The sequence below is a fragment of the Bradyrhizobium sp. SZCCHNR1051 genome (assembly GCF_032489615.1).
Lineage (GTDB): Bacteria > Pseudomonadota > Alphaproteobacteria > Rhizobiales > Xanthobacteraceae > Bradyrhizobium.
The window spans coordinates 39,791-63,221 of the sequence record NZ_JAUEYJ010000002.1; the positions used below are offsets into that span (position 1 = coordinate 39,791).

At 62.9% G+C, this 23,431-nt stretch carries 17 protein-coding genes; 8 read left to right on the forward strand and 9 right to left on the reverse strand.

Annotated features, from left to right (window positions below; all coding sequences use genetic code 11):
• The first annotated feature begins 219 nt into the window (after positions 1 to 219).
• The 3 genes from groES to QW868_RS02185 all read left to right on the forward strand — a co-directional run bounded on the left by groES (position 220) and on the right by QW868_RS02185 (position 3,614).
• The gene (gene groES / locus QW868_RS02175; RefSeq protein WP_008961387.1) at positions 220 to 516 is read left to right on the forward strand and encodes a co-chaperone GroES; all 297 of its coding nucleotides are present in this window, start codon (positions 220 to 222) and stop codon (positions 514 to 516) included.
• A gap of 121 nt (positions 517 to 637) precedes the next feature.
• Positions 638 to 2,281, forward strand: a complete 1,644-nt coding sequence (gene groL, locus QW868_RS02180) for a chaperonin GroEL (protein WP_315777953.1) — start codon at positions 638 to 640, stop codon at positions 2,279 to 2,281.
• Between the two features lie 142 nt (positions 2,282 to 2,423).
• Positions 2,424 to 3,614, forward strand: coding sequence for a hypothetical protein (locus QW868_RS02185; protein ID WP_316229818.1), 1,191 nt, complete (start codon positions 2,424 to 2,426; stop codon positions 3,612 to 3,614).
• 329 nt (positions 3,615 to 3,943) lie between these two features.
• On the opposite strand, the gene QW868_RS02190 is transcribed toward QW868_RS02185, so the two are convergent.
• Together QW868_RS02190 and QW868_RS02195 are read right to left on the reverse strand one after the other, a co-directional pair.
• Positions 3,944 to 4,351, reverse strand: coding sequence for a hypothetical protein (locus QW868_RS02190; protein WP_316229819.1), 408 nt, complete (start codon positions 4,349 to 4,351; stop codon positions 3,944 to 3,946).
• A gap of 152 nt (positions 4,352 to 4,503) precedes the next feature.
• Entirely contained in the window at positions 4,504 to 6,168 is a 1,665-nt protein-coding gene (locus tag QW868_RS02195; protein ID WP_315736551.1) for an L-lactate permease, read from the reverse strand.
• A 321-nt stretch (positions 6,169 to 6,489) separates the two neighbouring features.
• Here QW868_RS02195 and QW868_RS02200 point away from each other — a divergent pair, with 321 nt between their 5' ends.
• Entirely contained in the window at positions 6,490 to 8,250 is a 1,761-nt protein-coding gene (locus QW868_RS02200; RefSeq protein WP_316229820.1) for an ABC transporter ATP-binding protein/permease, read from the forward strand.
• Between the two features lie 327 nt (positions 8,251 to 8,577).
• Here QW868_RS02200 and QW868_RS02205 read toward each other — a convergent pair whose 3' ends face one another.
• From QW868_RS02205 to QW868_RS02220, 4 genes are all read right to left on the reverse strand, one after another.
• Positions 8,578 to 9,573, reverse strand: a complete 996-nt coding sequence (locus QW868_RS02205) for a TorF family putative porin (RefSeq protein WP_315736549.1) — start codon at positions 9,571 to 9,573, stop codon at positions 8,578 to 8,580.
• Between the two features lie 478 nt (positions 9,574 to 10,051).
• On the reverse strand, positions 10,052 to 10,507 hold the full coding sequence (locus tag QW868_RS02210) for a hypothetical protein (RefSeq protein ID WP_316229821.1): 456 nt from the start codon (positions 10,505 to 10,507) through the stop codon (positions 10,052 to 10,054).
• A 75-nt stretch (positions 10,508 to 10,582) separates the two neighbouring features.
• Entirely contained in the window at positions 10,583 to 11,905 is a 1,323-nt protein-coding gene (glcF, locus tag QW868_RS02215) for a glycolate oxidase subunit GlcF (protein WP_316229822.1), read from the reverse strand.
• Positions 11,902 to 13,140: an FAD-binding protein gene (locus tag QW868_RS02220; protein ID WP_316229823.1), complete on the reverse strand. Its 1,239-nt coding sequence runs from the start codon at positions 13,138 to 13,140 to the stop codon at positions 11,902 to 11,904. Before QW868_RS02220 ends, glcF begins: the two co-directional genes overlap by 4 nt.
• Positions 13,141 to 13,501: 361 nt before the next feature.
• Between QW868_RS02220 and QW868_RS02225 the strand changes: the two genes are divergently transcribed.
• The 3 genes from QW868_RS02225 to QW868_RS02235 all read left to right on the forward strand — a co-directional run bounded on the left by QW868_RS02225 (position 13,502) and on the right by QW868_RS02235 (position 14,604).
• Entirely contained in the window at positions 13,502 to 13,759 is a 258-nt protein-coding gene (locus QW868_RS02225) for a BrnT family toxin (protein ID WP_316229824.1), read from the forward strand.
• A gap of 28 nt (positions 13,760 to 13,787) precedes the next feature.
• Positions 13,788 to 14,078, forward strand: a complete 291-nt coding sequence (locus QW868_RS02230) for a BrnA antitoxin family protein (RefSeq protein WP_316181806.1) — start codon at positions 13,788 to 13,790, stop codon at positions 14,076 to 14,078.
• Between the two features lie 187 nt (positions 14,079 to 14,265).
• On the forward strand, positions 14,266 to 14,604 hold the full coding sequence (locus tag QW868_RS02235; protein WP_316229825.1) for an antibiotic biosynthesis monooxygenase family protein: 339 nt from the start codon (positions 14,266 to 14,268) through the stop codon (positions 14,602 to 14,604).
• Positions 14,605 to 14,727: 123 nt separating this feature from the next.
• Here the strand turns inward: QW868_RS02235 and QW868_RS02240 are convergent, their stop codons facing one another.
• On the reverse strand, positions 14,728 to 19,116 hold the full coding sequence (locus QW868_RS02240; protein WP_316229826.1) for a hypothetical protein: 4,389 nt from the start codon (positions 19,114 to 19,116) through the stop codon (positions 14,728 to 14,730).
• A 1,073-nt stretch (positions 19,117 to 20,189) separates the two neighbouring features.
• Positions 20,190 to 21,683: an FAD-linked oxidase C-terminal domain-containing protein gene (locus tag QW868_RS02245; protein WP_316229827.1), complete on the reverse strand. Its 1,494-nt coding sequence runs from the start codon at positions 21,681 to 21,683 to the stop codon at positions 20,190 to 20,192.
• A 208-nt stretch (positions 21,684 to 21,891) separates the two neighbouring features.
• On the opposite strand from QW868_RS02245, the gene cycA reads away from it, so the two are divergent.
• Positions 21,892 to 22,287 (forward strand): cytochrome c-550 CycA, encoded by a 396-nt coding sequence (gene cycA, locus QW868_RS02250; protein WP_315736540.1) that lies wholly within the window; start codon positions 21,892 to 21,894, stop codon positions 22,285 to 22,287.
• A 65-nt stretch (positions 22,288 to 22,352) separates the two neighbouring features.
• Here cycA and QW868_RS02255 read toward each other — a convergent pair whose 3' ends face one another.
• A complete protein-coding gene (locus QW868_RS02255; protein WP_315736539.1) occupies positions 22,353 to 23,309 on the reverse strand; it encodes an alpha/beta hydrolase in 957 nt (318 codons plus the stop codon).
• Positions 23,310 to 23,431: the final 122 nt, after the last annotated feature.

Here is a 23,431-nt window from a genome sequence, read left to right on the forward strand (position 1 = left end):
GGGACAACATCCCCTAACAGCCTCAAGAACGGCTTAACTGCCGGCCGTTGCTTGACAGGAACAGCCGCAAGCCATATTTCCCCGAGCGGTCTTTAGCACTCGGAGGGCGCGATTGCTAAGGCTGCGAGCCAGTTGGCGCCAAGTGGGCGTCAAATGTGGCCGCATTCAGATTTCCTCCGACAGCAACAACTTATCCAAGCACCCCAAAAGGGATCCGTCATGGCCAAATCGAAGTTTCGTCCCCTGCACGACCGCGTCGTGGTTAAGCGCATCGACGCCGAAGAGAAGACCAAGGGCGGCATCATCATTCCCGACAGCGCCAAGGAAAAGCCCTCGCAGGGCGAAGTCGTCGCCGTCGGCCCGGGCGGCCGTGATGAGAGCGGCAAGCTGATCCCGATCGACGTCAAGGTCGGCGACCGCGTGTTGTTCGGCAAGTGGTCCGGAACCGAGGTCAAGCTGGACGGCGAGGAGCTCCTGATCATGAAGGAGTCCGACATCATGGGCGTCGTCGCCTGATCCCGACCTGCCGGGGGCGGCGATCAGCCGCCCCGGGCGAAAATGCTCTGCAACCTCGTTCCGGCGACAGACGGGCGATCACGCCCCTCGCCGTCGAGGTCTACTCCAGGAGAATTTTGAAATGGCAGCCAAGGACGTCAAATTCGCCGGCGACGCACGCGACCGCATGCTGCGCGGCGTCGACATTCTCGCCAACGCCGTCAAGGTGACGCTCGGCCCGAAGGGCCGCAACGTCGTCATCGAGAAGAGCTTCGGCGCTCCGCGCATCACCAAGGACGGCGTCACCGTCGCCAAGGAGATCGAGCTGGAGGACAAGTTCGAGAACATGGGCGCGCAGATGCTGCGCGAGGTCGCCTCCAAGACCAACGACACCGCCGGTGACGGCACCACCACCGCGACCGTGCTGGCCCAGGCCATCGTGCGCGAGGGCGCCAAGGCGGTTGCCGCCGGCATGAACCCGATGGATCTCAAGCGCGGCATCGACATCGCGGTGGCCGCCGTGATCAAGGACATCGAGAAGCGCGCCAAGCCGGTCGCCTCGTCCTCCGAGGTCGCCCAGGTCGGCACCATCTCCGCCAATGGCGACGCCGCGATCGGCAAGATGATCGCCCAGGCGATGCAGAAGGTCGGCAACGAGGGCGTCATCACGGTCGAGGAGAACAAGTCGCTCGATACCGAGGTCGACATCGTCGAAGGCATGAAGTTCGACCGCGGCTATCTCTCGCCCTACTTCGTCACCAATGCCGAGAAGATGACCGCCGAGCTCGACGACGTCTACGTGCTCTTGCACGAGAAGAAGCTGTCGGGCCTGCAGGCCATGCTGCCGGTGCTCGAAGCCGTGGTGCAGTCGGGCCGCCCGCTGCTGATCATCGCCGAGGACGTCGAGGGCGAGGCGCTGGCGACCCTGGTCGTCAACCGCCTGCGCGGCGGCCTGAAGGTCGCCGCCGTCAAGGCGCCGGGCTTCGGTGATCGCCGCAAGGCGATGCTCGAGGACATCGCGATTCTGACCGGCGGTCAGCTGATCTCGGAAGACCTCGGCATGAAGCTCGAGAACGTCACGGTGAAGATGCTCGGCCGCGCCAAGAAGGTCGTGATCGACAAGGAGAACACCACGATCGTCAACGGCGCCGGCAAGAAGGCCGACATCGAGGCGCGCGTCGGCCAGATCAAGGCGCAGATCGAGGAGACCACCTCGGACTACGACCGCGAGAAGCTGCAGGAGCGTCTGGCCAAGCTCGCCGGCGGCGTCGCGGTGATCCGCGTCGGCGGCGCGACCGAGATCGAGGTCAAGGAGAAGAAGGACCGCGTCGAGGACGCCCTCAACGCGACCCGCGCTGCGGTGCAGGAAGGCATCGTCCCCGGCGGCGGCGTGGCGCTGCTGCGCGCCAAGAAGGCGGTCGGCCGCATCACCAACGCCAATTCGGACGTCCAGGCCGGCATCAACATCGTGCTGAAGGCGCTCGAGGCTCCGATTCGCCAGATCTCCGAGAACGCCGGCGTCGAAGGCTCGATCGTGGTCGGCAAGATCCTGGACGAGAAGTCCGAGACCTTCGGCTTCGACGCGCAGACCGAGGACTATGTCGACATGGTCGCCAAGGGCATCATCGACCCGGCCAAGGTCGTCCGCACGGCGCTGCAGGACGCCTCGTCGGTCGCAGGCCTCCTGGTCACCACCGAAGCCATGGTCGCCGAGCTGCCGAAGGACGCGGCTCCGGCGATGCCGGCCGGCGGCGGCATGGGTGGAATGGGCGGCATGGGCTTCTGAGCCCCCCTTGCATCACCGAGACGTTCAGGAAGGCCGCCTCCGGGCGGCCTTCTTTTTGGCCGAGTGTCCGCGCCCGGGGGTGCAGCGATCGCAAATCGGCGCTACAGCTTAAGGCCGATTCTGCCCCCACAAGGATTTTCAGATGCGCGCGATTTTGCTTGCGCTGGCCGTGATTGCAGCGGCCGCGCCGGAACTCGGTTGGGCCCAGAGCAAGAGCGGGACCAAGGCCCCCGCCAACGAGACTCGGTATTTCACTGCGATCGACGGCCTGATGGACGGCAATGCCGACGTGATCCTGAAGGAGACGCGCCAGGGCAAGACCGTCACCGCCGCCACGCTCGACGTCTGCTATCCCGTCGCAAAGAATTCGGATCGCAAGGACCGCTTCGTGGTCAGCCTCACCGTCAATGGCCAGACCTTGACCGGTGCGACCCAGAGCAACGGCGCCAAGGAGCCGGTCACGGTGAAGCTGAATCGCAAGCCGACCGGCGACACGTTCGAGTTCCGCGGACAGATCGCGATCGGCAAGACCGTCACCGAGGTGACGTCGACCGACAATTCCGACGTCAGCGAGAAAGAGTTCCAGGAGAGCCAGTCGAGCGACGACGGCATCAGCGCCCAGCCGAAGGACTTCACCGACGTCTCGCCCGAGGCGGTCTCGGTCCGGCTCAAGCTCGACGCGGTGACCGACTTCCTCAAGAGCCTGAAGGGCGAGAACGTCGAAGTTTCGCTGTCGAGCCTCATCGTGAGCTGCGACGCACTGCGCGCGGGCGAGCAGACCATCAGCATGACCGTCGACCCCGAACGAGCCGGCGCACTGATCGCGAAGGCGCGGACCATGAACGGCGTCGTCACCGCCGGCTGGACCGCCGGCACGGTCGAGATGGACCGCACCATCCGCTTTGCGGCGGCCGACTGGCGCGACGGTGACAAGATCAACAAGGACAAGCTGGCGGGCGCCATCTCCGACGTGCTGGCCAAGACCTACAATGCCAGGCCGACGAGTGCGGCGTGGAATCCGGTCAGCGGCAAGCTGAAGCTGACGTTGAAGCGGCCGAGCCAGCTGATGCCGGCGCTCGAGCTGACCGACGTCATCGAGGTCACCGGCCTCGTCTCGGCGGACAAGCCGGGCGGCGCGGACGCGCTGATGCTGTGGATCAGCAGCCCGACGACGACCACCGTCGATGAGGCATCGAGCGCCAAGCTGATCCTGTCGGACGAATCCTCGGGCGACGAGGAAAGCGATACCCGCGACGACGGCGGTGCCATCGACGAGCTGGCGAAGGCCTTCAAGGCCAAGCGCTGGGATGCGGACAACTCCGTCTGGAAGTAAGGCGACGGCAGGCGCCGCGATCTCAGATGCCACCCTCCCCTGGAGGGGGAGGGTCGATCGCACGCGAAGCGGGCGAGCGGGGTGGGGTGACGCCGCGGGCACCGGTGCACGTGGGGAGATCACCCCACCCCGCCTCCCATTCGCTGCGCTCATGAGAGGCGACCCTCCCCCTCCAGGGGAGGGTGACAGCGGGGCTGACCTCAAAGCTGCGTGCTGCGGAATCGCGAACGTGCATGAAGCAGGACCAGGTGCCGGACCATGACAGCGAGGTCCACATGCCGATATATCGATGTGACCAAGACTAGGACTTTCGATACGGCCGTCTCGGCTCAATTGGTGTTGAGCCGGAAGCGCAGCGTCTTCGGTCCGATGAAGATGATCAGGTCGCCCTGACGCTTCCAGTTCGTCGCCGCGCTCAGCGTCGCGATCAGCTCGTCATCGGCTTGCGCGCGTGCCGCCGGGCAGTTGCGGTCCTCGATCTTGCTGGCGATGAACACGATGGTGTTGCCGGCGACCGAGAACTGCCCCTTGCCGCCCTTGCACCAGAGCTCCAGCACGGTCTCGCCGTTGTCGCCGATGTCGAGATCCGGCACGCGCTTCGAGCCGGGCATTGGTAACGCATCGAGCGTCATCTCCATTCCGAAGGGAAACTCCTCCGCCGACGCGCCGGCAAGCGGCAGGCCCGACATCGACAACGCCATCATCGCCACGGCGCAGCCACGCTTCAACACTTGCATCGTTCCTCTTCAGAGCAATCACACGCAGGGCTGCGCCTTCCAGGCGACGACCGTGATCCCCGCCGCGCCACGGCTCCCGCACAAATGTGTTCCAAACATAGCAAACCCCGCGCCGCAGCTGCGGCGCGGGGCTTTTGTCGCTGCCGGTGTTGCTACTTCAGCACCATCGCCGTGAACGGATAGACGTAGGCCTGCAAGGTGACGAACAGGCCGACCAGACAGGCCAGCACGATCGAATGCAGGAAGACGTAGCGCAGGATCGAGCTCTCGTGGCCGTACCAGTTGGTGGCGGTCGAAGCGACCACGATCGACTGCGCATCGATCATCTTGCCCATGACACCACCGGATGAGTTGGCAGCCGCCATCAGGACAGGCGACAGGCCGAGCTGCTCGGAGGTGATCTTCTGCAGGTTTCCGAACAGCACGTTCGAGGCCGTATCCGATCCCGTCAGCGCCACGCCCAACCAGCCGAGCAAGGTGCCGAAGAACGGATAGAGCACGCCGGTCGCGGCGAAGGCGAGGCCGAGCGTTGCGTCGACGCCGGACAGCCGAGTCAGCGTGCCGATCGCCAGCATCGCCGAGATCGTGATCAGCGAGATCGCGCACAGACGGATGGTGCGGCCATATTCCGCGATCAGCTTGCCCGGTCCGACACCCATCAGGAAGCCGGAGATGATCGCGGCGATCAGCATGCCGGTGCCGGTGAAGGTCAGGTAGGTGAACGAGAACACCGCGCCTTCCGGTGTCGGCTTCGCGGCCACCGGCGGCATCTTGTTGATCAGCTTGTCGAGCTCGGGCACCGGATAGTTCCAGGTGAAGATCGAGTTCGCCCAGGCCTTGAAGGCGCCGTTGCCCCAGATCAGCATGATCACGCAGACGATGATCCAGGGCAGCAGCGCGCCCCAGAGCTCGGCTTGCGTCAGCGGCGTGCGGTCCAGCGGCTTCGCCGCCGTCATCGTGGCGGCCGATTCGTCACGCCCGCGCAACGCCGGCGACAGCCACAGCTGCCTCGGCTGCCAGACCTTCAGGAACAGGATCAGCGCGCCCATCGAGATCAGCGAGGCGCCGATGTCGACGATCCACGGATTGATGTAGTTGGAGATCAGGAATTGCGGGACCGCGAACGAGACGGCGGTGACCAGGATCGCCGGCCAGACGTCCTTCATGCCCTTCCAGCCCGCGAACGCCCAGATCACCCAGAACGGCACGATCAGCGAGAACACCGGCAGCTGCCGGCCGACCATTGCGCCCAGGATGTAGGGATCGAGACCGGTGACCGAGGCGAGGCCCTGGATCGGCGTGCCCAAGGCGCCATAGGCGACCGGGGCGGTGTTGGCGATCAGCGACAGGCCGGACGCCGCGAGCGGCGAGAAGCCGAGGCCGATCAGCACGGCACCGGTGATCGCCACCGGTGTGCCGAAGCCCGACGCGCCCTCGAAGAACGCGCCAAAGGAGAAGGCGACCAGCAGCAGCTGCAGCCGCCGGTCTTCCGTGACGCCGCCGATGGCGCGCTTGAGCAACTCGAAGCGGCCGGTCGAGACCGTGACCTGGTAGAGGAAGATGACGTTCAGGACGATCCAGCCGATCGGAAAGAAGCCGGTGATGACGCCCAGAAACGTCGCGCGCAGCGACATGTTGGCCGGCATCGTGAACACGAAGATCGTGATCAGGTTGGTCAGGATCACGGCGATGATCGCCGCGATGTGTGCCTTCACCTTGCCGCTGGCGATCAGCACCAGCAGCGTCACCACTGGGACGGCGGCGGCCAGCGTCGACAGCGCCGGGCTCCCCATCGGGTCGTAGATTTGATTCCACATCGTGACTTCTCCCCCCACGTTCTTGTTGTTGGACCCGGTCCGGCGGGACGGATCAGGTCTCCTCGCCCAGGCCCCCAAGCCCGGCAAAGGTCGGAAAAGGAGATCACAAAACCGGCAACGCCCAACTCTGCTCAAATTCTCGCGAAATCTGGCGGCGGTCGCAGTCCCTCTCCCCTGCCCCATGCTACGGTTTGTCACACGCGACCGACAAGCCGGCGGTCACCCGCCACATTACGACTTTAGTCTATACAGGCGGCAATCACTGCGATTTTCTCGTTTTTCGTCAGCCCGTTAAGACCTTTTCTCAGGAGCAGCCCCTCTGTGAACAATCTGCGCTCGACCGTCGCCACCGTCTGGCGGATCGCCATTCCCTACTTCCGCTCCGAGGACAAGGTCGCCGGCCGCAGCCTGCTCGCCGCCGTGATCACCATCGAGCTGTCGCTGGTTGCGATCCAGGTTCTGGTGAACCAGTGGCAGAGCCGGTTCTTCAACGCGCTGCAGCAATACGACTGGAACAGCTTCATCTGGGAGCTCGGCGTGTTCGTCGTGCTGGCCACCGTCTTCATCATTCTGGCCGTGTACCAGCTCTATCTCAATCAGTGGCTGCAGATCCGCTGGCGGCGGTGGATGACCGAGGCCTACCTCAAGCGCTGGCTCGGCGAGGCCAACCACTATCGCATGCAGCTCAAGGGAGACGCGGCAGACAACCCTGACCAGCGCGTCGCCGAAGATGTGAAGCAGTTCATCGAGCAAACGCTCACGATCACGATCGGCCTGCTGAGCTCGATCGTGACGCTGGCCTCGTTCGTCGTGGTTCTCTGGGGCCTGTCGGAAGAGGCTCCGTTGACGCTGTTCGGTACGGAGTATCGGATACCCGGCTATCTGGTCTGGGGAGCCCTGTTGTACTCGATCTTCGGCACGGCACTAACGCATTGGATCGGCTGGCCGCTTGTCAATCTGAATTTCGAGCAGCAGCGCTATGAAGCCGATTTCCGCTTCAACTTGGTGCGGGTACGCGAGAGCTCGGAGCAGATCGCGCTGTTGCGCGGCGAAGCCGTCGAGCAGGGCCAGTTGGCGAGCCGGTTCGGTCGCGTGGTCCAGAATTGGTATCAGATCATGAGCCGGACCAAACGGCTGACGGCCTTCACCGCCGGCTATTCGCAGGCGGCCACGATCTTTCCCTACGTGCTGGTCGCGCCGGCCTATTTCGCCAAGAAGGTTCAGCTAGGCGGCGTGATGCAGACACTGTCGGCATTCTCGCAGGTGCAGGGCGCGCTGTCGTTCTTCGTGTCGGCCTATCGTACACTGGCTGACTGGCGCTCGACCGTCGCCCGTCTCGACGGCTTCGACATGTCGATCGAGAGCGCCGCCAAGCTCTCGGGCGAGCCGCAGACGATCGATGTCGTCAACCACGCGGACGACAGCATCGACCTCGCCCAGCTGCTGCTGAAGCTGCCGAACGGGCTGCCGCTGATCGCGGCCGACGGTTTCAGCCTCAAGAGCAGCGAACGCACGCTGCTGACCGGGCCGTCGGGCGCCGGCAAGTCGACGCTGTTCCGCGCCATCGCCGGGGTCTGGCCGTTCGGCAGCGGTGCGATCAGCGTGCCCGCGCATGCCAAGCTGATGATGCTGCCGCAGCGGCCCTACTTCCCGATCGGCCCGCTCAAGGCCGCGATCGTCTATCCGGCAGCGGCCGACGCGTTCAGCATCGACCTGGTCAAGGAGGCGCTCGTCGCTGTGGGCCTGCCGCAGCTCGCCGACCGGCTCGACGAGGACGCACACTGGAACCGGATGCTGTCGCTGGGCGAGCAGCAGCGACTCGGCATCGCCCGCGCCCTGCTGCATCAGCCGCAATATCTCTTCCTCGACGAGGCCACGGCGTCGCTGGACGAGCCGAGCGAAGCCCGGCTGTATCGGATCATCGCCGAGCGGCTGCCGCAGACCACAGTCGTCTCGATCGGGCACCGCTCGACCCTGCACGATCTCCATGATCGAAGGGTCGAGCTGATTCGGGATGGCGACCGGTTCTCGCTGCGGCCGGCGGGACAGGCTGCCGACGCGACCGCGGGTGGCGGCAACTGAAGCGAACGCTGCGGACCTCATGGATGAAGACGCGCTGCACAGCGGCGCGTCTCCAACAGCAAGGGGTCTGAGAGATCCGCCCCGAACCCAGCCCATTGTCCCGAGGGCGCCGCCAGGGATCTCATCGCGCCCCTGCGCCCCATGAGAAGTCCAATTGCCCGGGCGGCGTCCGAGCCATCGCGATCCAGAAGATGGCGATCCAGAAGATGGCGTTCCAGAAGGACGGCAAGACGCCCGAGCGACCACGGCGAGCTGCTGTCACCAAAGCAGAAGGGCGGCAGATTGCTCTGCCGCCCTCGTCAGGAATTTCGATCCGCCTTGGGACGATTACTTCAGGTTGGTCATCGCCGTCAGGTCGACCGAGAGCTTGGCGATGCCGGTCGCACCGCACCACTTCGAGCCCAGGCCACCCGGGTTGATCGCGGTGACGTTGGTGGTGCCGCTGGCGGTGAAGTCGCCAGTGAAGGCGTTGCAATTGCCCTTCGACAGGTTGGTGTCGGAGTAGCGCAGATCCAGCGTGAACACCTTGTAGGTGAAGCCGACGCCAACGTTCCAGGTGTTGTAGTCGGCGTAGTGGATGCCGTTCGGGAAGGCCGCGGTGCCGTAGAAGCTGTCGGTGGTACCGAACCACTGGCGACCGAACTCACCCGAGACGTACATGCCGACGCCGCTCGATCCAAACAGGGTGCTCGGAGCGGTATACTTGCCGGTGACCGAGGCGTAGTTGCCCCAGGCGCCGGAGTTCAGGAAGCTCGGGGTATAGAATTCGGTGACGCCGAACGACCAGTTGTCGTTCACCGTATAGGTGCCCTTGCCGTAGACCTCGAAGAAGCTGACGTCCTTCTTCATGGTGTTGAAGTTCGTCAAGGTGTTGGCCTGGCACTCGGCGCTCAGCGCGCGGCCGGCGAAGTCCGTCGTGGCGCCGCCGCCGTAATAGCAGGTGCCGCCCGGATACAGGTAGCCCCAGACGCCGATGTCGAAGGCGAAGGCGCCGAAGGTCGGGCGGATACCGCCGTAGATGTCGATCTCGGCCGCAGCCCGGTTCGGGAAGGAGATGCTCTCGCCAGCAACGCCGACGTAGAACTGCAGGTCCTTGTTGACGTTGAAGCGCGGCTCGAAATAGGCGGCGACCGACGGCTTGTGGTTCGACTGGGTGATGCCGCGGAAGACGTAGTCGTTCATGATCGCCGCGCCGAACGCGATATCCCATGGTTCAAACGCCACCGGAGGCGGAGCCTTATAGGCCTTGACCGCCATGTCCGCCGCCGAAGCCGATCCCGAAACCATTGCCAGCGCCGTTGCCAGCAAAGCCCACTTTTTCATGACGATCCCCATCACCCTATTTTCGAAAAAGCCTGCCCCACATTGGCCCCCCAGGGCGCAAACAAGACCGGCTGCGTCATCCAGACGCAATTTGTGCCAGGGTCTCGCCGCAGGTGAAGCAAAAAAGCGCGGCATCTGCCGCCTTTTTGGGCGTTTCGACAATTCCACGGCAGGTAGTCAGCGCGTGTTGCATTTGAACAACAAATCTCCGTGTTCTAGAGCAGCCCAGGACGCACATTCGGGTGTGCCGGCACGCTGACTCGTCGTGCCGCAAGCGAAATGCCGCAGCGCATCGGGATCGGATTCGCCCGGCCGTAGATCTGCGGGGGCGACGCTGGCGACGAGCAGATCGACAAAACGGCCAGCCAAAACAGAGCCAACAGACGGTGGCAACAACAAACGAGAAGGCCGCAGCGTTGCCGCCGCGGCCTCCCGATGTGAATTCGTTCGGTGGTGAGAACGATCCGATCCGGAAAGATCAGCTCCCGGAGGCAGTCCCCTCTCCGTCCTCGTGCGCCTCAGGTGCCACGCTCGGCATCGCCCAACTGGTTTCGGCAGCCGATTCGGTTGCGCTCACTTCGGGGGTTTCGACCAGAGGAGCCATCTTGGGAGCCCGCTTCTTGGCGGCCTTCTTCTTCGGCGCAGCGGGAGCCTTCGCGGCCGACGTCTTGGCCTTCTTGGCGGGAGCCTTCTTCGCAGCAGCCTTCTTGGCAGGAACCTTGGCCGGGCTCTTGGCCGCCTTCTTCGCCGCGGCCTTCACGGTCTTCTTCGCCTTCTTGGCCGGCGCCTTTGCAGCCTTCTTGGAAGCCTTTTTCGCGGACTTCTTGGCAGCCTTCTTGGCGGACTTCTTCGTCGCCTTCTTGGCTGTCTTGGCCTGCGCCATCAGCTTCTTCTTCTCTTTCTTGTCCTTCTTCGCCTTCTTGTCCTTCGCCATCAGAATCCCTCCAGTTGCCGCCGATCGATCAACTCATCCGGCGGGACGGGCCGGCAGTCAGCACGCGCCCGTCCGTCAAATCATTCCTGGTCGCGGACCGCCCGTCGCCCAGTCGAGAAGCTCAACGGTGTGCACGACGGGAACGGTGGTGCCGCTGGCAATCTGCATCATGCAGCCGATATTGCCTGCCGCGATCACATTCGGCTTGACGGTCGCGATGTTGGCGACCTTGCGATCGCGCAGCTTCATCGCGATGTCAGGCTGGAGAATGTTGTAGGTCCCCGCCGAACCGCAACACAAATGACTCTCCGGTATATCTTTCACCACGAATCCGCACTTGGAAAGCAATTCTTTCGGAATGCTCGTGATTTTCTGCCCATGTTGCAGCGAGCAGGCGGAGTGATAGGCCACGACGAGGTCGTCGTGCCGAGATGCGGAGACCAGATCGAGACCTGCGAGATACTCGCTGATGTCCTTCGCCATGGCCGACACGGCCGCAGCGGGCGCTGCATATTGCGGGTCCTCGCGCAGCATGTGTCCGTAGTCCTTGATGACGGTGCCGCAGCCCGAGGTCGTCACCAGGATGGCGTCGAGACCGCCACGCTTTGCCTCGGCAGCCCACACCCCGACATTGGCGCGGGCGCGCGCCAGCGCGTCGGCGTCCTGCCCCATGTGATGGGTCAGCGCACCGCAGCATTGCTCGTCCCTGACCAGCACGACCTCGACGCCGTGCCGCGTCAGGACGCTGATCGCAGCCTGGTTGATGCGGGGCGCGAGCGCCGCCTGCGCGCAGCCCTGCAGCAGCGCGACGCGGCCGCGACGCTCGCCCTGCGCGGCAAACACGCTGCCGCCCGCGGGCCCCGGCGGCGGCAGCGCCGCGGCCGGCGCCAGATCGAGCATCGCCCTGACGCGCCGCAGCAGGCTCGGCACAGGTCCCTGCGTCGCGGAGGATGCCGGCAGCAGCGCCTTGAACGGCCGGCCGAGCCGCGCCAGGGTCATCGCGAGCCGAAACTCGCGCGGCCGCGGCAGCACATAGGCGAGCACGGCGCGCAGCAGCCGGTCCGTCAGCGGGCGCTGGTAGCTCTGCTCGATTCGCCCCCGCGCCTGGTCGACGAGGTGCATGTAGTGGACGCCGGACGGGCAGGTCGTCATGCAGGCCAGGCACGACAGGCAGCGGTCGATGTGCTTGACCACGTCGGCGGTCGGGGCCTGGTCCTTCTCGAGCATCTGCTTGATCAGGTAGATCCGGCCGCGCGGGCTGTCGAGCTCGTCGCCGAGCAGCACGTAGGTCGGACAGGTCGCGGTGCAGAAGCCGCAATGCACGCAGGCGCGCAGGATCTTGTCGGCGACCGCGATGTCGGGATCGGCGAGCTGCGCCAAGGTGAACTCGGTCTTCATGACGCAACGCTCCGCCTGATACGGCCGCGGTTGAGAATGGTCTTGGGATCGAAGGAGACGCGAACCCGCTCCTCCAGCGCGGCGACACCCGGCGGCTGCGGCTGGAAGACGTCGACCGCCAGACGCATCTCGTCCCACGCGCGGAGCAGGGTGGCGTGGCCGCCAACGGCCTCGGCCTGCTTGCGCACCAGCCCCGCGGACGCATCGGGCTGCGGCGGCAGCGCCGCCCAGATCAGCCCCCCGCCCCAGTCATAGATCACCTCGCCGCCGGTCTGGCGCGTCAAGGCCTGCCCGATGACGCCGCCGGATACGGGCGGACAGACGATCCGCCAGACCGGCCAGGCGCCGAGCGGCCCGTTGGCCGCGAACGGCAGCACGTCGCGCACGGCGCTCCAGACATCGGCGGAGGCGTCGTCCGCGATGATCTCGGCCGCACCGAAGGTCGCGAGCTGCTTGGCGAGCGACGCCGCCCGATGCGCCGCGGACGCCGTGATGCCCTCGAGCCTGATCACCGTGACCGCCTCGCGCGGCGAGCCGATCGGGCTCAGCCCATCGACCTCCGGCCGCAAGGTCGAAGCCGGCAGATGGGCGGCGCCCGACACGTCGAACGGCGACCCCAGCGCCGCGGTCATGGCGCGGTTGGCCTTGAGGTCGTCGAGCCCGCGCAGCACCAGGGTGCGCTCGGATTCCGGCCGCGGCATCACCTTCAGCGTCGCCTCGGTCATGACCGCGAGCGTGCCCCAGGAGCCCGCCAGCAGCTTGCAGAGATCATAGCCGGTGACGTTCTTGACGACCTTGCCGCCGGTCTTGAAGCTCTCGCCGAAGCCGGAGACCGCGTGGGCGCCGAGCAGATGGTCGCGCGCCCCGCCGGCGCGGATGCGCCGCGGACCGGCCAACCCGGCCGCGATCATGCCGCCGAGCGTGCCGCGGCCACTTGTTCCGAGCAGCGGCCCCGTATCCATCGGCTCGAACGCGAATTGCTGGCTCTTCGAATCGATCAGCGACAAGAGGTCGGCGAGCGGCGCCCCGGCCTGCGCGGTGATGATGAGCTCGTTGGGCTCGTAGCCGACGACGGCGCTCAGGGCCGACAGGTCGAGCACGGCGTTGGTGGTCGTGATCTGCCCGATCTGGCGCTTCGAGCCATGGCCGATGACGTCGAGCGGCTGCTCGCTGGCGATCGCGGCGCGAACCACCTCCTCCACGTCGGCTGCGTTGCGTACTTTGAGGGCGTCCACCGCTGCTCGCCTTGCTTGTTGATGATGACAGGCGGCCCAGCGCGACGCGCGGCCACCAGCGTTGGAATCCTTCTAGAGCATGATCTGCGAAAAGGGCAGCCCGGTCCGGCGAAAAGATCGTGCATGGACAAGGAGATGGGAGGGGCGGACGGGCGCAGATGGCGGAACGTTCGGGCGGGTCTCGGCCGAGTGCAGTTCCCTTGTCGTGGAGAGGCCGGTAGGCTTAGCGCCGAAGCGCTCGCATAGCCCCGTAGGAGCGGGTTAGCCGCCGATTTTTTGAGGCCCATGGCGGATGACGCGTTCGGCTATCCGCCCTCATCCCTTGATCGCAACGTCAACATTTTGTATATACAGAATCCGCATGAAAATTGTTTGGGATGAGCCGAAACGCCTAGCGAACATAGCCAAGCACCGCTTGGATTTCGCCGCATTGACCGAGGACTTCTTTGCGAACGCCCTGGTGCTTTCCGCCAAGAGCGGTCGCTACCGAGCGATCGGAGTGGACGCAAACGGCGTGATCTCTGTCGTATTCGCCGTACTTGGCCTCGAAGGAATTTCGGTGATTTCGATGCGCCCGGCCTCCAAGAACGAAAGAAAGCTGTTCAATGCCACCAGCTAAGACGAAGCGCGCCTACTCGAAGGCTGACATGAAAGCTGTCTCGGACAATCCGGAATGGACCGAGAAGGATTTCGCCAGGGCCAAGCCATTTTCTGAGGTCTTGTCCGAGATTGCGAAAACAATCGCCCGGCGAGGTCCACAAAAGGAGCCGACAAAGATCCCGGTGAGTATCCGCTTGAGCCCCGTCGTCGTGAAGTATTTCAAATCAAAGGGACCGGGCTGGCAGACAAAAATAGATGACGCCCTGGTTGAGATCGTCACCAAGAAGCCCACGAACAAGCGCAAGGCAGCGAAGAAGTCACCCCGCCAGGCAGCGTGAACAGTCCGTACGACGGGTTCGCGAAGCGTCACCCGCCGACTTTGCGAGACCATGGCGGATGACGCCTTCGGCTCATCCGCCTTACGCCCTCTTATGCGCATCCATCCTTCGTCCGCCATCGAAGGATCGAGTGCAGGAACTGGGGTATCGTTGCCCTTGCAGCACTTCAACGAAAGGACTGATCACGATGACCGGATATGCCATCGAGACGAAAACCGTGAACGAGGCCGTCAGCGGCGGCGGCCTGCTGGTGGTGGCGCAATGGGAGGCCAGGGCCGGCGAAGCCGACCGCGTCGCCGAGATCCTGTCGCGCTTCCTGCCCAAAGCGCAGCGCGAGCCCGGCGCCGAGTTGTTCCTGATCTCCCGCGCCAAGGACAACCCGGCGCAGTTCCTGTTCTACGAGCTGTTCCGCGACGAAGCGGCCTTCAAGGCCCACCAGGAGAGCGACCACTTCAAGACCTATATCGCCGGCCAGGCCTTGCCGCTGCTGGCCCGGCGCGAGCGGATGCAGTACGGGTTGATTTAGGGCGTGAGCCCATCGAGATCGGGTTCGGTGGATAGCGGTCTGTCCGTTTCTTGCTATTGGAAGGGACAGGCCGCGTCAGAGGACGCTATTCGCAGAGAGCGAGTACGGTTTTCACTATCTTCGTCACGCTCCAGCTTGCTTCTTCGCAAATTTTTTGGGGCTATCCTCTTTTTTGGCGAGCAACGGCACCCCGCACCACGCATTGATGCCGACACATCGAACTTCAACAGCATTGCCGTCAATCTCAACCAAAGTGCTAGCTATTCCCGAAAGCCAATCGATAAGCGCTTCGAACGTAAGCGGTTTGCGCGTCGCTGGATCGAGCCACTTGCGATCCCGGTGATGCGTGACGACAAGAACGCCGTGACGGCGGGTCTCAGGCTTGAGGTAATCCACTGCAAGCTGAGTTCGGAGCGCATCTTCGAGTTGACTGGCTGTCCAGAGCTTTCCTCCATGCTTGACTTCGATCGCGACCTCACATTGAGAGGTCGTAGAGGCAACAATGATATCAGGCCTGTCGCGCTTAGCGACTTCAGCTTCGCGATAGGCATGGTATCGCCCCAGAGATCGCAATTGCAGTTGCTCGGTGAGCCATTGCTGAACCTCTTCCTCGTCTTTTGCTCGCTCTAACAATTGGCGCGACGTTGAATCGCCCTTTGAAAATTTCAGGACAATGTCGCGTAGGACACCTAGGACTAATCTAAGTAAATCATCTCCGGTCTTTACGGGTGCGATGCGCTTGTCTCCAAACGCCACAACTTCGGTAGCAGTCCATGCTGGGTGTTCAGCATCACGCTCGGCCTTACCGCGAGCTAGTTCACGAAACCTTTCCGATCTGATTGCGAAATTAGGGTCCTGAGCTATCCGTAACATCGCGCGATAGGCATCAGCGCCTGGGCGATCCAACAAAGCCGACAAAATCGTATTCCGCGCGCTTTGTGCATGGTCTCTCGCATTGGGAGAATAAGAGCCTTCGTGTACAACGTCATGTTCCGCTCGGATATGCGAATACGCCGCCCGCAAAAGCTTTTCGAGCGTGGCAACCGAAGCCCTTGAAAGCGCACCGCCAACAAGTGAGTCGTGCCTATCGAACAGCTTTCCAAGCGTATACTCGGCACGAGCCCGACGATCGTTGGGCGCCGGACTATCAAGCCACGCGACAAGATCGTTTGCTCCGCTGTCGGGATCTACCAATAAAAGCAGGGCAAGATAATTTAAGGCAAAGTCGTTCGCGCACGCCGCAACATGACGCGTAAACCTACGTCGCGCAACACGCAGGATTCGCTGTTTGTCGGCTTCGACAAACTGAAAATTGCGCACAATGCGACTGGATTGCGCAAGTGCTTCAATACTAGGAGCTTCCGTCTTTAAAAACTGATCGAGGAGCATCCCTTGTATCGGCTGTTGTAAGGATGTTGCCGGAGCTCCGTATCTCGAAAGAAAATCGGTGCCCCCATTAGCCGCAGCCGACCACTCCAAGGCGATTTCCTGCTCCAAAACCGGCAAGACTATATTCGGATGAGCCATCGCCAAAGCGTCAATCCAATCGGGATACCCTTGGCCGGACTCGCATCCGTGCCTTGCGGCGCGCAGGGCTTCGTCATCGGTCAGGCGATTGACCCATTCTACGTCTTCCGCAGCCTCGATGCCGACACCAGTGAACGCCAACACAGTAATATATTTCGTCGTTATGCCACTATCAGGTGTGCGTTTCGGACGCTCCGGACTGATGTTCCGCCAAGCCATCTTCATTCCGTCTCGATAAGCTTGAGCGACTTCCCGCCCAAATCCCTCTTTGAGAAGACGCCACTGACGTCCAGCCGCTGGCTCAGCACCTTGGGTCCGCGCCTGTAGCCACCGCGTAAGGTCCCATAAACGATGAATCCCGGCCTGCCATGATGTAAGGTTCTTGGGATCGGAAAGCAGGCTCGGATTGTCTCGAAGCTGATCTTTGAACCTCACCCAAGAGGCCTTATCCTCAGCGGTCTGCCGGTCACATTTCCTTTGCCGCGCTTTGGCCTCACGTTTCCAGCTAACTTCTTCCGGATCTTCAGCGGGTGGGTTCAAATAACCTTCTAAATCTTCCAAAAGGACTGATGATGCTGCGACGATATTGCGGAGATTTTCGGCTTCGGACTGCAGCTTTGCCCCTCTTGTGAGGACATGGATAATTGCACTGAAAATGACGCGCTTGTCGTCCTCCATAAATCGGGTCGACAATTCGGAATAGAGGGCGGGAAGATCAACTTGGGTAAACTCCCATAGAATCTGCCCTAACCCGAGACCGACTTGCCAGTATCTAAGCGGTTTACGCTCGATCCGCGAATTCGCACGCTGTTCCTCTAGATCGGAACAGAAGAGCGTAAGATTTAGCTTCGAACGCTTTTGCACGAGTTCGCGAAGGTTCGGCGCATCGTCGTCGCCTATATGTGAGCGGGAATCACATCGCTCAACAGCCATCAGTAGTTTAACTAGGCCAGGCGGCGGAGCGGTATCGCCTAGGATTGCGATTTCACGTGCGGCTAGCACGTCCAAATGCCTCGCAAGCTCGTAGTGACGCTTTGAGATGCGACAATGGGAGTCAGCGAATGGAGGCTGGAGACAAAGCTCGCCTAACCCGAAAGCAAGTGCAGAGCGTTCCGCCTTGTTGGGCGCAGCGTTGTAGAGTTGCTGGACGTTGTGCGCGAATCCGTCAGCTGTGGAACGGCCAGCGGGCTTTGATAAGTCGATAAGCCGTAGCAGATCCTCTAAGCTCAAATTGCGCGGATAGAGAACTTGAGCGAATGCCGAGGCGAGAGTTGCGCTGGCATTCGCACACGACTTCATCAGTTCGCGACTGGCTGTAGCGAGCGCTTCTTGCTCCCCACATGCTTCAAGAGCCTGAAGAGCGACGATCCGATGATAATCGGGAGCAGTGTTATCAAGCGCCACCACACGGGAAATATTGGCGCAGCCCCTTATGCTTCCGTCGCGAATGAGACGCAGCATGTCAAAGCGAAACTCTACCCGGTCATTTGCCTTCCAAACGGCTGCAACGGTATCTGCGAGATCTTGATGAGAGAACGACCATAAGGCACGCCAATCCAAACTGTCGTCCGCGATCTCCGCTGCTTTATGCTTCGCAGCGTAGACCGTCAAAATTCGCTTGCGAGCATCGAGGGATAACGAGCCGGGGTCGCCGTGCCGCAGAAGTACCAGCGGTTCACGTCGAATAATTTCGTCGCGAATACTCGGGTGCCAAAGTGAAAGCCACGCTGCTGCTGGACGTAGCGACGGAACGACAGTCTCGACCCCATATCGATCCACGAAGAGGATCTGCCATATCTCAGATATCGGGCATTTTGCGGAGATGAGGCGGTCCAGCCATTTTGCCGTAAGATATTCTTGGGTGGAGCGATGGTGAAAGCGAATTCGGCCATAGGTGGCTGGCGCAAACACCCCTCGGCGAAGGATCGCATTGCATTGTGCTTCGTTCCAATCGTTCAAGATCAGCAAAGCATCCAGCGCTCCGATGGCCAAGCTCGGATCAGGATCGTGATTCGGCGCTCGCAGCGTGAAGGATTTACCGAATGTCAAAGCTGCTGCGAGACGTGCTGCTCCCTCTCGGCTCTTCGCAAGTGACAAGGTTTCGTTGTCGGCCCGGTGCGTGTCGCGTTCTCGCAGTTTGCGGGTAATCCCGTGCTCCGCCATTTCGGCGAAGGAACCGAACTGCTTATGTGTCTTCCAGTATTCCGCGAGGTCGAGAAGATCGCCCGGTCGTTCCGCGAAAGCTTCGAGCCCATTGCGGTCTATCCCGGCGATGAACGCGTCAAGATTGGTGGCTCCGGCTTTCTTAGCGAGGGCGCGATATTGTTCAGCCGAAAGCGGGACCAGTTGAACGACGAGCAATTCATTTGGTGTCTTCTCGGCTCCTTTTTTCCGGGTCGATGTTTGCTTTTTGTCGAATAGCGGATCGAGAAGCGCGCTTTCATCACCCTCGGTCAGGGAATTTGCAGTTTCAAAAGCCGGGAGCCACTGGCCGATGGTTTCGCGGTCTTCGAGACCTTTCCAGTCGGTCACGCGACAGGAGATTAACACTCTAGCGCGTTCAACACCCGCACCCACTTCGCGCGCAAATCGCTTTAGAGCGCCTGCGAAGTTTTTCCTGTTCAGGCGCGCCTCGTCAATAGAATCAAAGAAGAACCAAGCCTCATCTGTACTGTTTGACCAGCGTTCGAATTGTCTGGCTGCATTCGCATCGAGTGCGGATTCGAACCCCTGGTCGGCAAGTTCTTCGATTGGCAGGTAGAACGCTGCTTTGCCTTCCTCGGTCAATCGCTCGACTTGATGTTTGAACTCCTCGGACTTTCCACTTGATGCCTCAGCCAAAAGCACCACGCGGCGGTGCTCGCGTAGATCTTTCCAATCAAGCCAGCCGCCCACCTTCCGCCCCCAAACAGGGCCGATGTCCAAACTCGGTTCGCTATCCTTGCTAAGAGGAACGAAGGAACGATTGAGTTCAACGAAAGCCATTTTGGGAGCACAAGAAAAAGAGCGGGGGACCTCGATATGAACCAACAACCACAACGATTTCAAGCCGAAGCTCGAATCACGGTCAGACAACCTTAGAGATAGTCACATCATAAATCTTATGATGGGTCTCTCGCAGCACAATGCGGCCGGCCACGACGTATAACGCATTGCGTAGGGAGTACTGATTGGGCCAACTTAAAGGGTGGCGACGCGATTCTTCCAACCAGTCGAACTTTTTTCTTTCGCTTTTACAGAAATTATGTCATACTTCGCCCATCCCGCCTCACCGAGAGGGGCGTACGCGCGGTCGTCACGATATGCGAGGCGGGGATGCGGTGGCCGTGTCGGGTCGCAGCGTGATCTGATCATGCCGACGAACGACGTCGATGCGGACGTGAAATCGTGTGGTCCTGGCCTCCCGGTGCTGAGGCCAAGCGGGCGATGCCCTTTGCGGGGCGCGCAGGCGACGGGGACAATCAAGCCGGCCCCCGAGGAGATCACGTATAAGCGTTAAGACCGCCGCGCAGGGAATGCCGGTTGATCGGCTGAACCTGTGGTACCTGCCGCCTGCATTTTTTTCGCAGGCGGGCCATGGGTGAGGCCTTCACCCGGCATTCCCTGCGCCCTCTCGTTTGTTTTGGAGGGCGGACGATCGCACGATCCGGGCGTCATGCGCCGCGGGGATGCGAAGTCATGTCCGATATTGTCTGGGATATGGACCTCACGCCGTCGGCATGGCTGGACGGGCCTCATGGTTCGAGACGGCGCTGCGCGCCTCCTCACCATGAGGGTTCAGCTCCGAGAGCGGCGCGGCACATGGACCGTCAGCAGCGTGGTCATGGAGAGAGCGAGAGTGCTCGATCGATCTACACGGTACGTGTTCTGGGCACGACTTCCGCTCCTCACCCTGAGGAGCCCGCCGCAGGCGGGCGTCTCGAAGGGCGAGGCCCGACTGCGGCCTCATGGTTCGAGACGGCGCTATCGCGCCTCCTCACCATGAGGGTCTCCAGCATTTGCGGGACGTGAGATCGAGCAGACACCAAACGATGCTGCCCTGCTCTCACGCGCGCTTTTCAGAACCGCGGCAGATCCGGAAACGCCAGCTTGCCGCCATGGACATGCATGCGCCCAAGCTCGGCGCAGCGATGCAAGGTCGGGAACACCTTGCCGGGATTGAGCAGGCCCTGGCTGTCGAAGGCGCATTTGACGCGCTGCTGCTGGTTGAGGTCGATCTCGGAAAACATCTCCGGCATCAGGTCGCGCTTCTCGATTCCCACACCATGCTCGCCGGTCAGGACACCGCCGAGCTCGACGCAGCAGCGCAGGATGTCGGCGCCGAACGCCTCCGCCCGCTCCATCTCGCCCGGCTTGTTGGCGTCGTACAGGATCAGCGGATGAAGGTTGCCGTCGCCGGCATGGAACACGTTGGCGCAGCCGAGCTGGTATTTTTCCGACAGCTCGCGGATGCGCGCGAGCGCCTTCGGCAGCGCGCCGCGCGGGATGGTGCCGTCCATGCAGAGATAGTCCGGCGAGATGCGCCCGACGGCGGGGAATGCCGCCTTGCGGCCGGCCCAGAACAGGTTGCGCTCGGCCTCGGAGGTCGAGATCCGGCAGGTGGTCGAGCCGCAGGCGTTGGCAATCGTTTCGACACGGCCGATCAGCTCGTCGACCTCGACGCCGGGACCGTCGAGCTCGATGATCAGGAGCGCCTCGACGTCGAGCGGATAGCCGGCATGGACGAAGGCCTCGGCGGCGTGGATCGCCGGCTTGTCCATCATCTCCATGCCGCCGGGAATGATGCCGGCGCCGATGATGCGGGCGACGCATTCGCCGGCGGCCTCGACCTCGGCGAACCCGACCATCAGCGCGCGCGCCGTCTCCGGCTTCTGCAGGATGCGCACCGTCACCTCGGTGACCACGCCGAGCAGGCCCTCGGAGCCGGTGATCAGCCCCATCAGGTCGTAGCCGGCGTTCTCGGCGCATTTGCCGCCGATGCGCAGCACCTCGCCGGTCATCAGCACGATCTCGCAGCCGAGCACGTTGTTGGTGGTCATGCCGTATTTCAGGCAGTGCACGCCGCCGGAATTCTCCGCGACATTGCCGCCGATCGAGCAGGCGATCTGCGAGGACGGATCGGGTGCATAGTAGAAGCCGGCATGCGCAACCGCCTGGCTGATGGCGAGATTGGTCACGCCGGGCTCGGTGACGACGACGCGGTTGTCGAAGTCGATGTCGCGGATGCGCTTGAACTTGCCGAGCCCGAGCAGCACGCCATCGGCCAGCGGCAGCGCGCCGCCGGACAGCGACGTCCCCGAGCCCCGCGGAACCACCTTGATGCCCTGCTCGTGGCAATATTTCAGGACCTTCGACACCTGCGCAGTGGTCTCCGGCAGCACCACGACCATCGGCGGCTGGCGGTAGGCCATCAACCCATCGGACTCGTAAGGGAGCATCTCGGCGGCGCTGTCGATGACGCCTTCGCCCGGCACGATTGCGCGCAGTGCAGCAACGATCTCGTCGCGGCGCGCCAGCACCGCCCGATCAGCTTCCGGCATCATGATCGCCATCGCGTTCCTCCGGCCCTCGATTTGCCCTGGCATATCAATCACAACGGAAACGGTTTGGATAGGCAGCGGATCAGCATCGGAGTTTGCGGCAGAGCAACAAACTCCGCCATTATGCTGATTTGCCTCAGCGCTTCCCCGCTTGTGCGTCGCTTGAGGCCATGCCACAACCTGCGCGCAAACTCGTCTCGTAACCCACAGAGCCTGATCCATGAAGAAAATGACTTTGAGCGCGCTCGTCATCCTCGCCTCGTCGTCGCTGGCGTCTGCCGCGCTGGCGCAGGATGCGGCCGCCGGCAAGACGTCCTTCAACAAGTGCCTGCCCTGCCACGCGATCGGCGAAGGCGCGAAGAACAAGGTCGGTCCGGAACTCAACGGCCTCGATGGACGCAAGTCGGGCAGCGCGCCGGACTACAATTATTCGGAAGCCAACAAGAACTCGGGCATCACCTGGAACGAGGCGGTCTTCAAGGAATACATCAAGGACCCGAAGGCCAAGATCCCCGGCACCAAGATGACCTTCGCGGGCATCAAGAACGAGACCGAGATCAACAATCTCTGGGCCTATGTCGCGTCGTTCGACAAGGACGGCAAGCAGAAGCAGTAAGCGGTCGGCCGCGGCCCTCCGCTCGAGACCTGGAGGCCCCGGCAGACGCCGGGGCCTTTCCATCATCAGGGCGCCGCTTCGACGGCTGTGAGCGCGCTGACCATCCGATCGACCTCGCCCACCACGAGCTCCGGCACCGCATTCTGGACCATGTGCCCGAGGTCGGGCACGACGATCAGGCGCGCCTGGGGCAAGACCCGCGCGAGCGGCCGGGAATGGATCTCGGTATAGACCGTCCTGTCGGCATCGCCGGCCAGGATCGTGACCGGCACCTTGATCTCGCCATAGCGCGGCGCCTGCTCGATCACCGCCTGCTTCAGGGTGACGAGGTCGCGCGCATTGGCCAGGAATTCGCGCGGCCGCAGCAACAGCGGCGTCGCGGTCTGGTCGACGAAATCGTCCGGCATCTCCTGCGGCGCGAACACCCCGCGGGCACCAGGCGCCATCAGCGCCAGGCCGAGCGGCAGCGTGATCGTATGCGCCAGCAAGGGCCCGACCACCGGCGTCGTGACGGCCGCATTGTACTGCCCGACCCCGCCCCGCCAGGGATAGGCGACCGGCGCCAGCATGACGAGGCCCGCGACCCGGTCAGGGAAGTCGAGCGCCATGCGCAGGCCGAGCGCACCGCTCCAGGAATGGACCACCAGGATCACCGGGCCGATGCCGAGCCGGGCCAGCGCCTCGTCCAGCATGCGGGCCTGAACCGCGGGCGTCGAATCCTCGGCGCGATCGCGCGGGCTCCAGCCGTGGCCGGGACGGTCGACCAGGAGCACCCGATGACGCCGGGCGAGCAGGTCGCCCAGCGGCCTGCGCATCGCCTCGAGGTTCGAGCTGGCGCCGTGGACAAGCAGAAGCGGCGGCCGCTCCCCGTCACGCGGCCCGATATCCACAAGATTGATGGTCGCTCCATCGACCTCGACCGCCTCTCCCTGGGCCGGATAGCGTCTTTCCATCAGCACGACGCCGGCCTGGGTCAGCAGCGCCAGCAGCCCCAGGGCCCCCACTACGAGTATTGAAATCATTGATGATTTTCTGCCTGTCACCTGGACAGATACGGGTCAGATCGCAGCAGGTTGCGGCTGCGGCCGCCGTCTCCCGTCATTTCGCCCGCGAATCCTGTCATGATGGCGTCGTCGGCCATTTT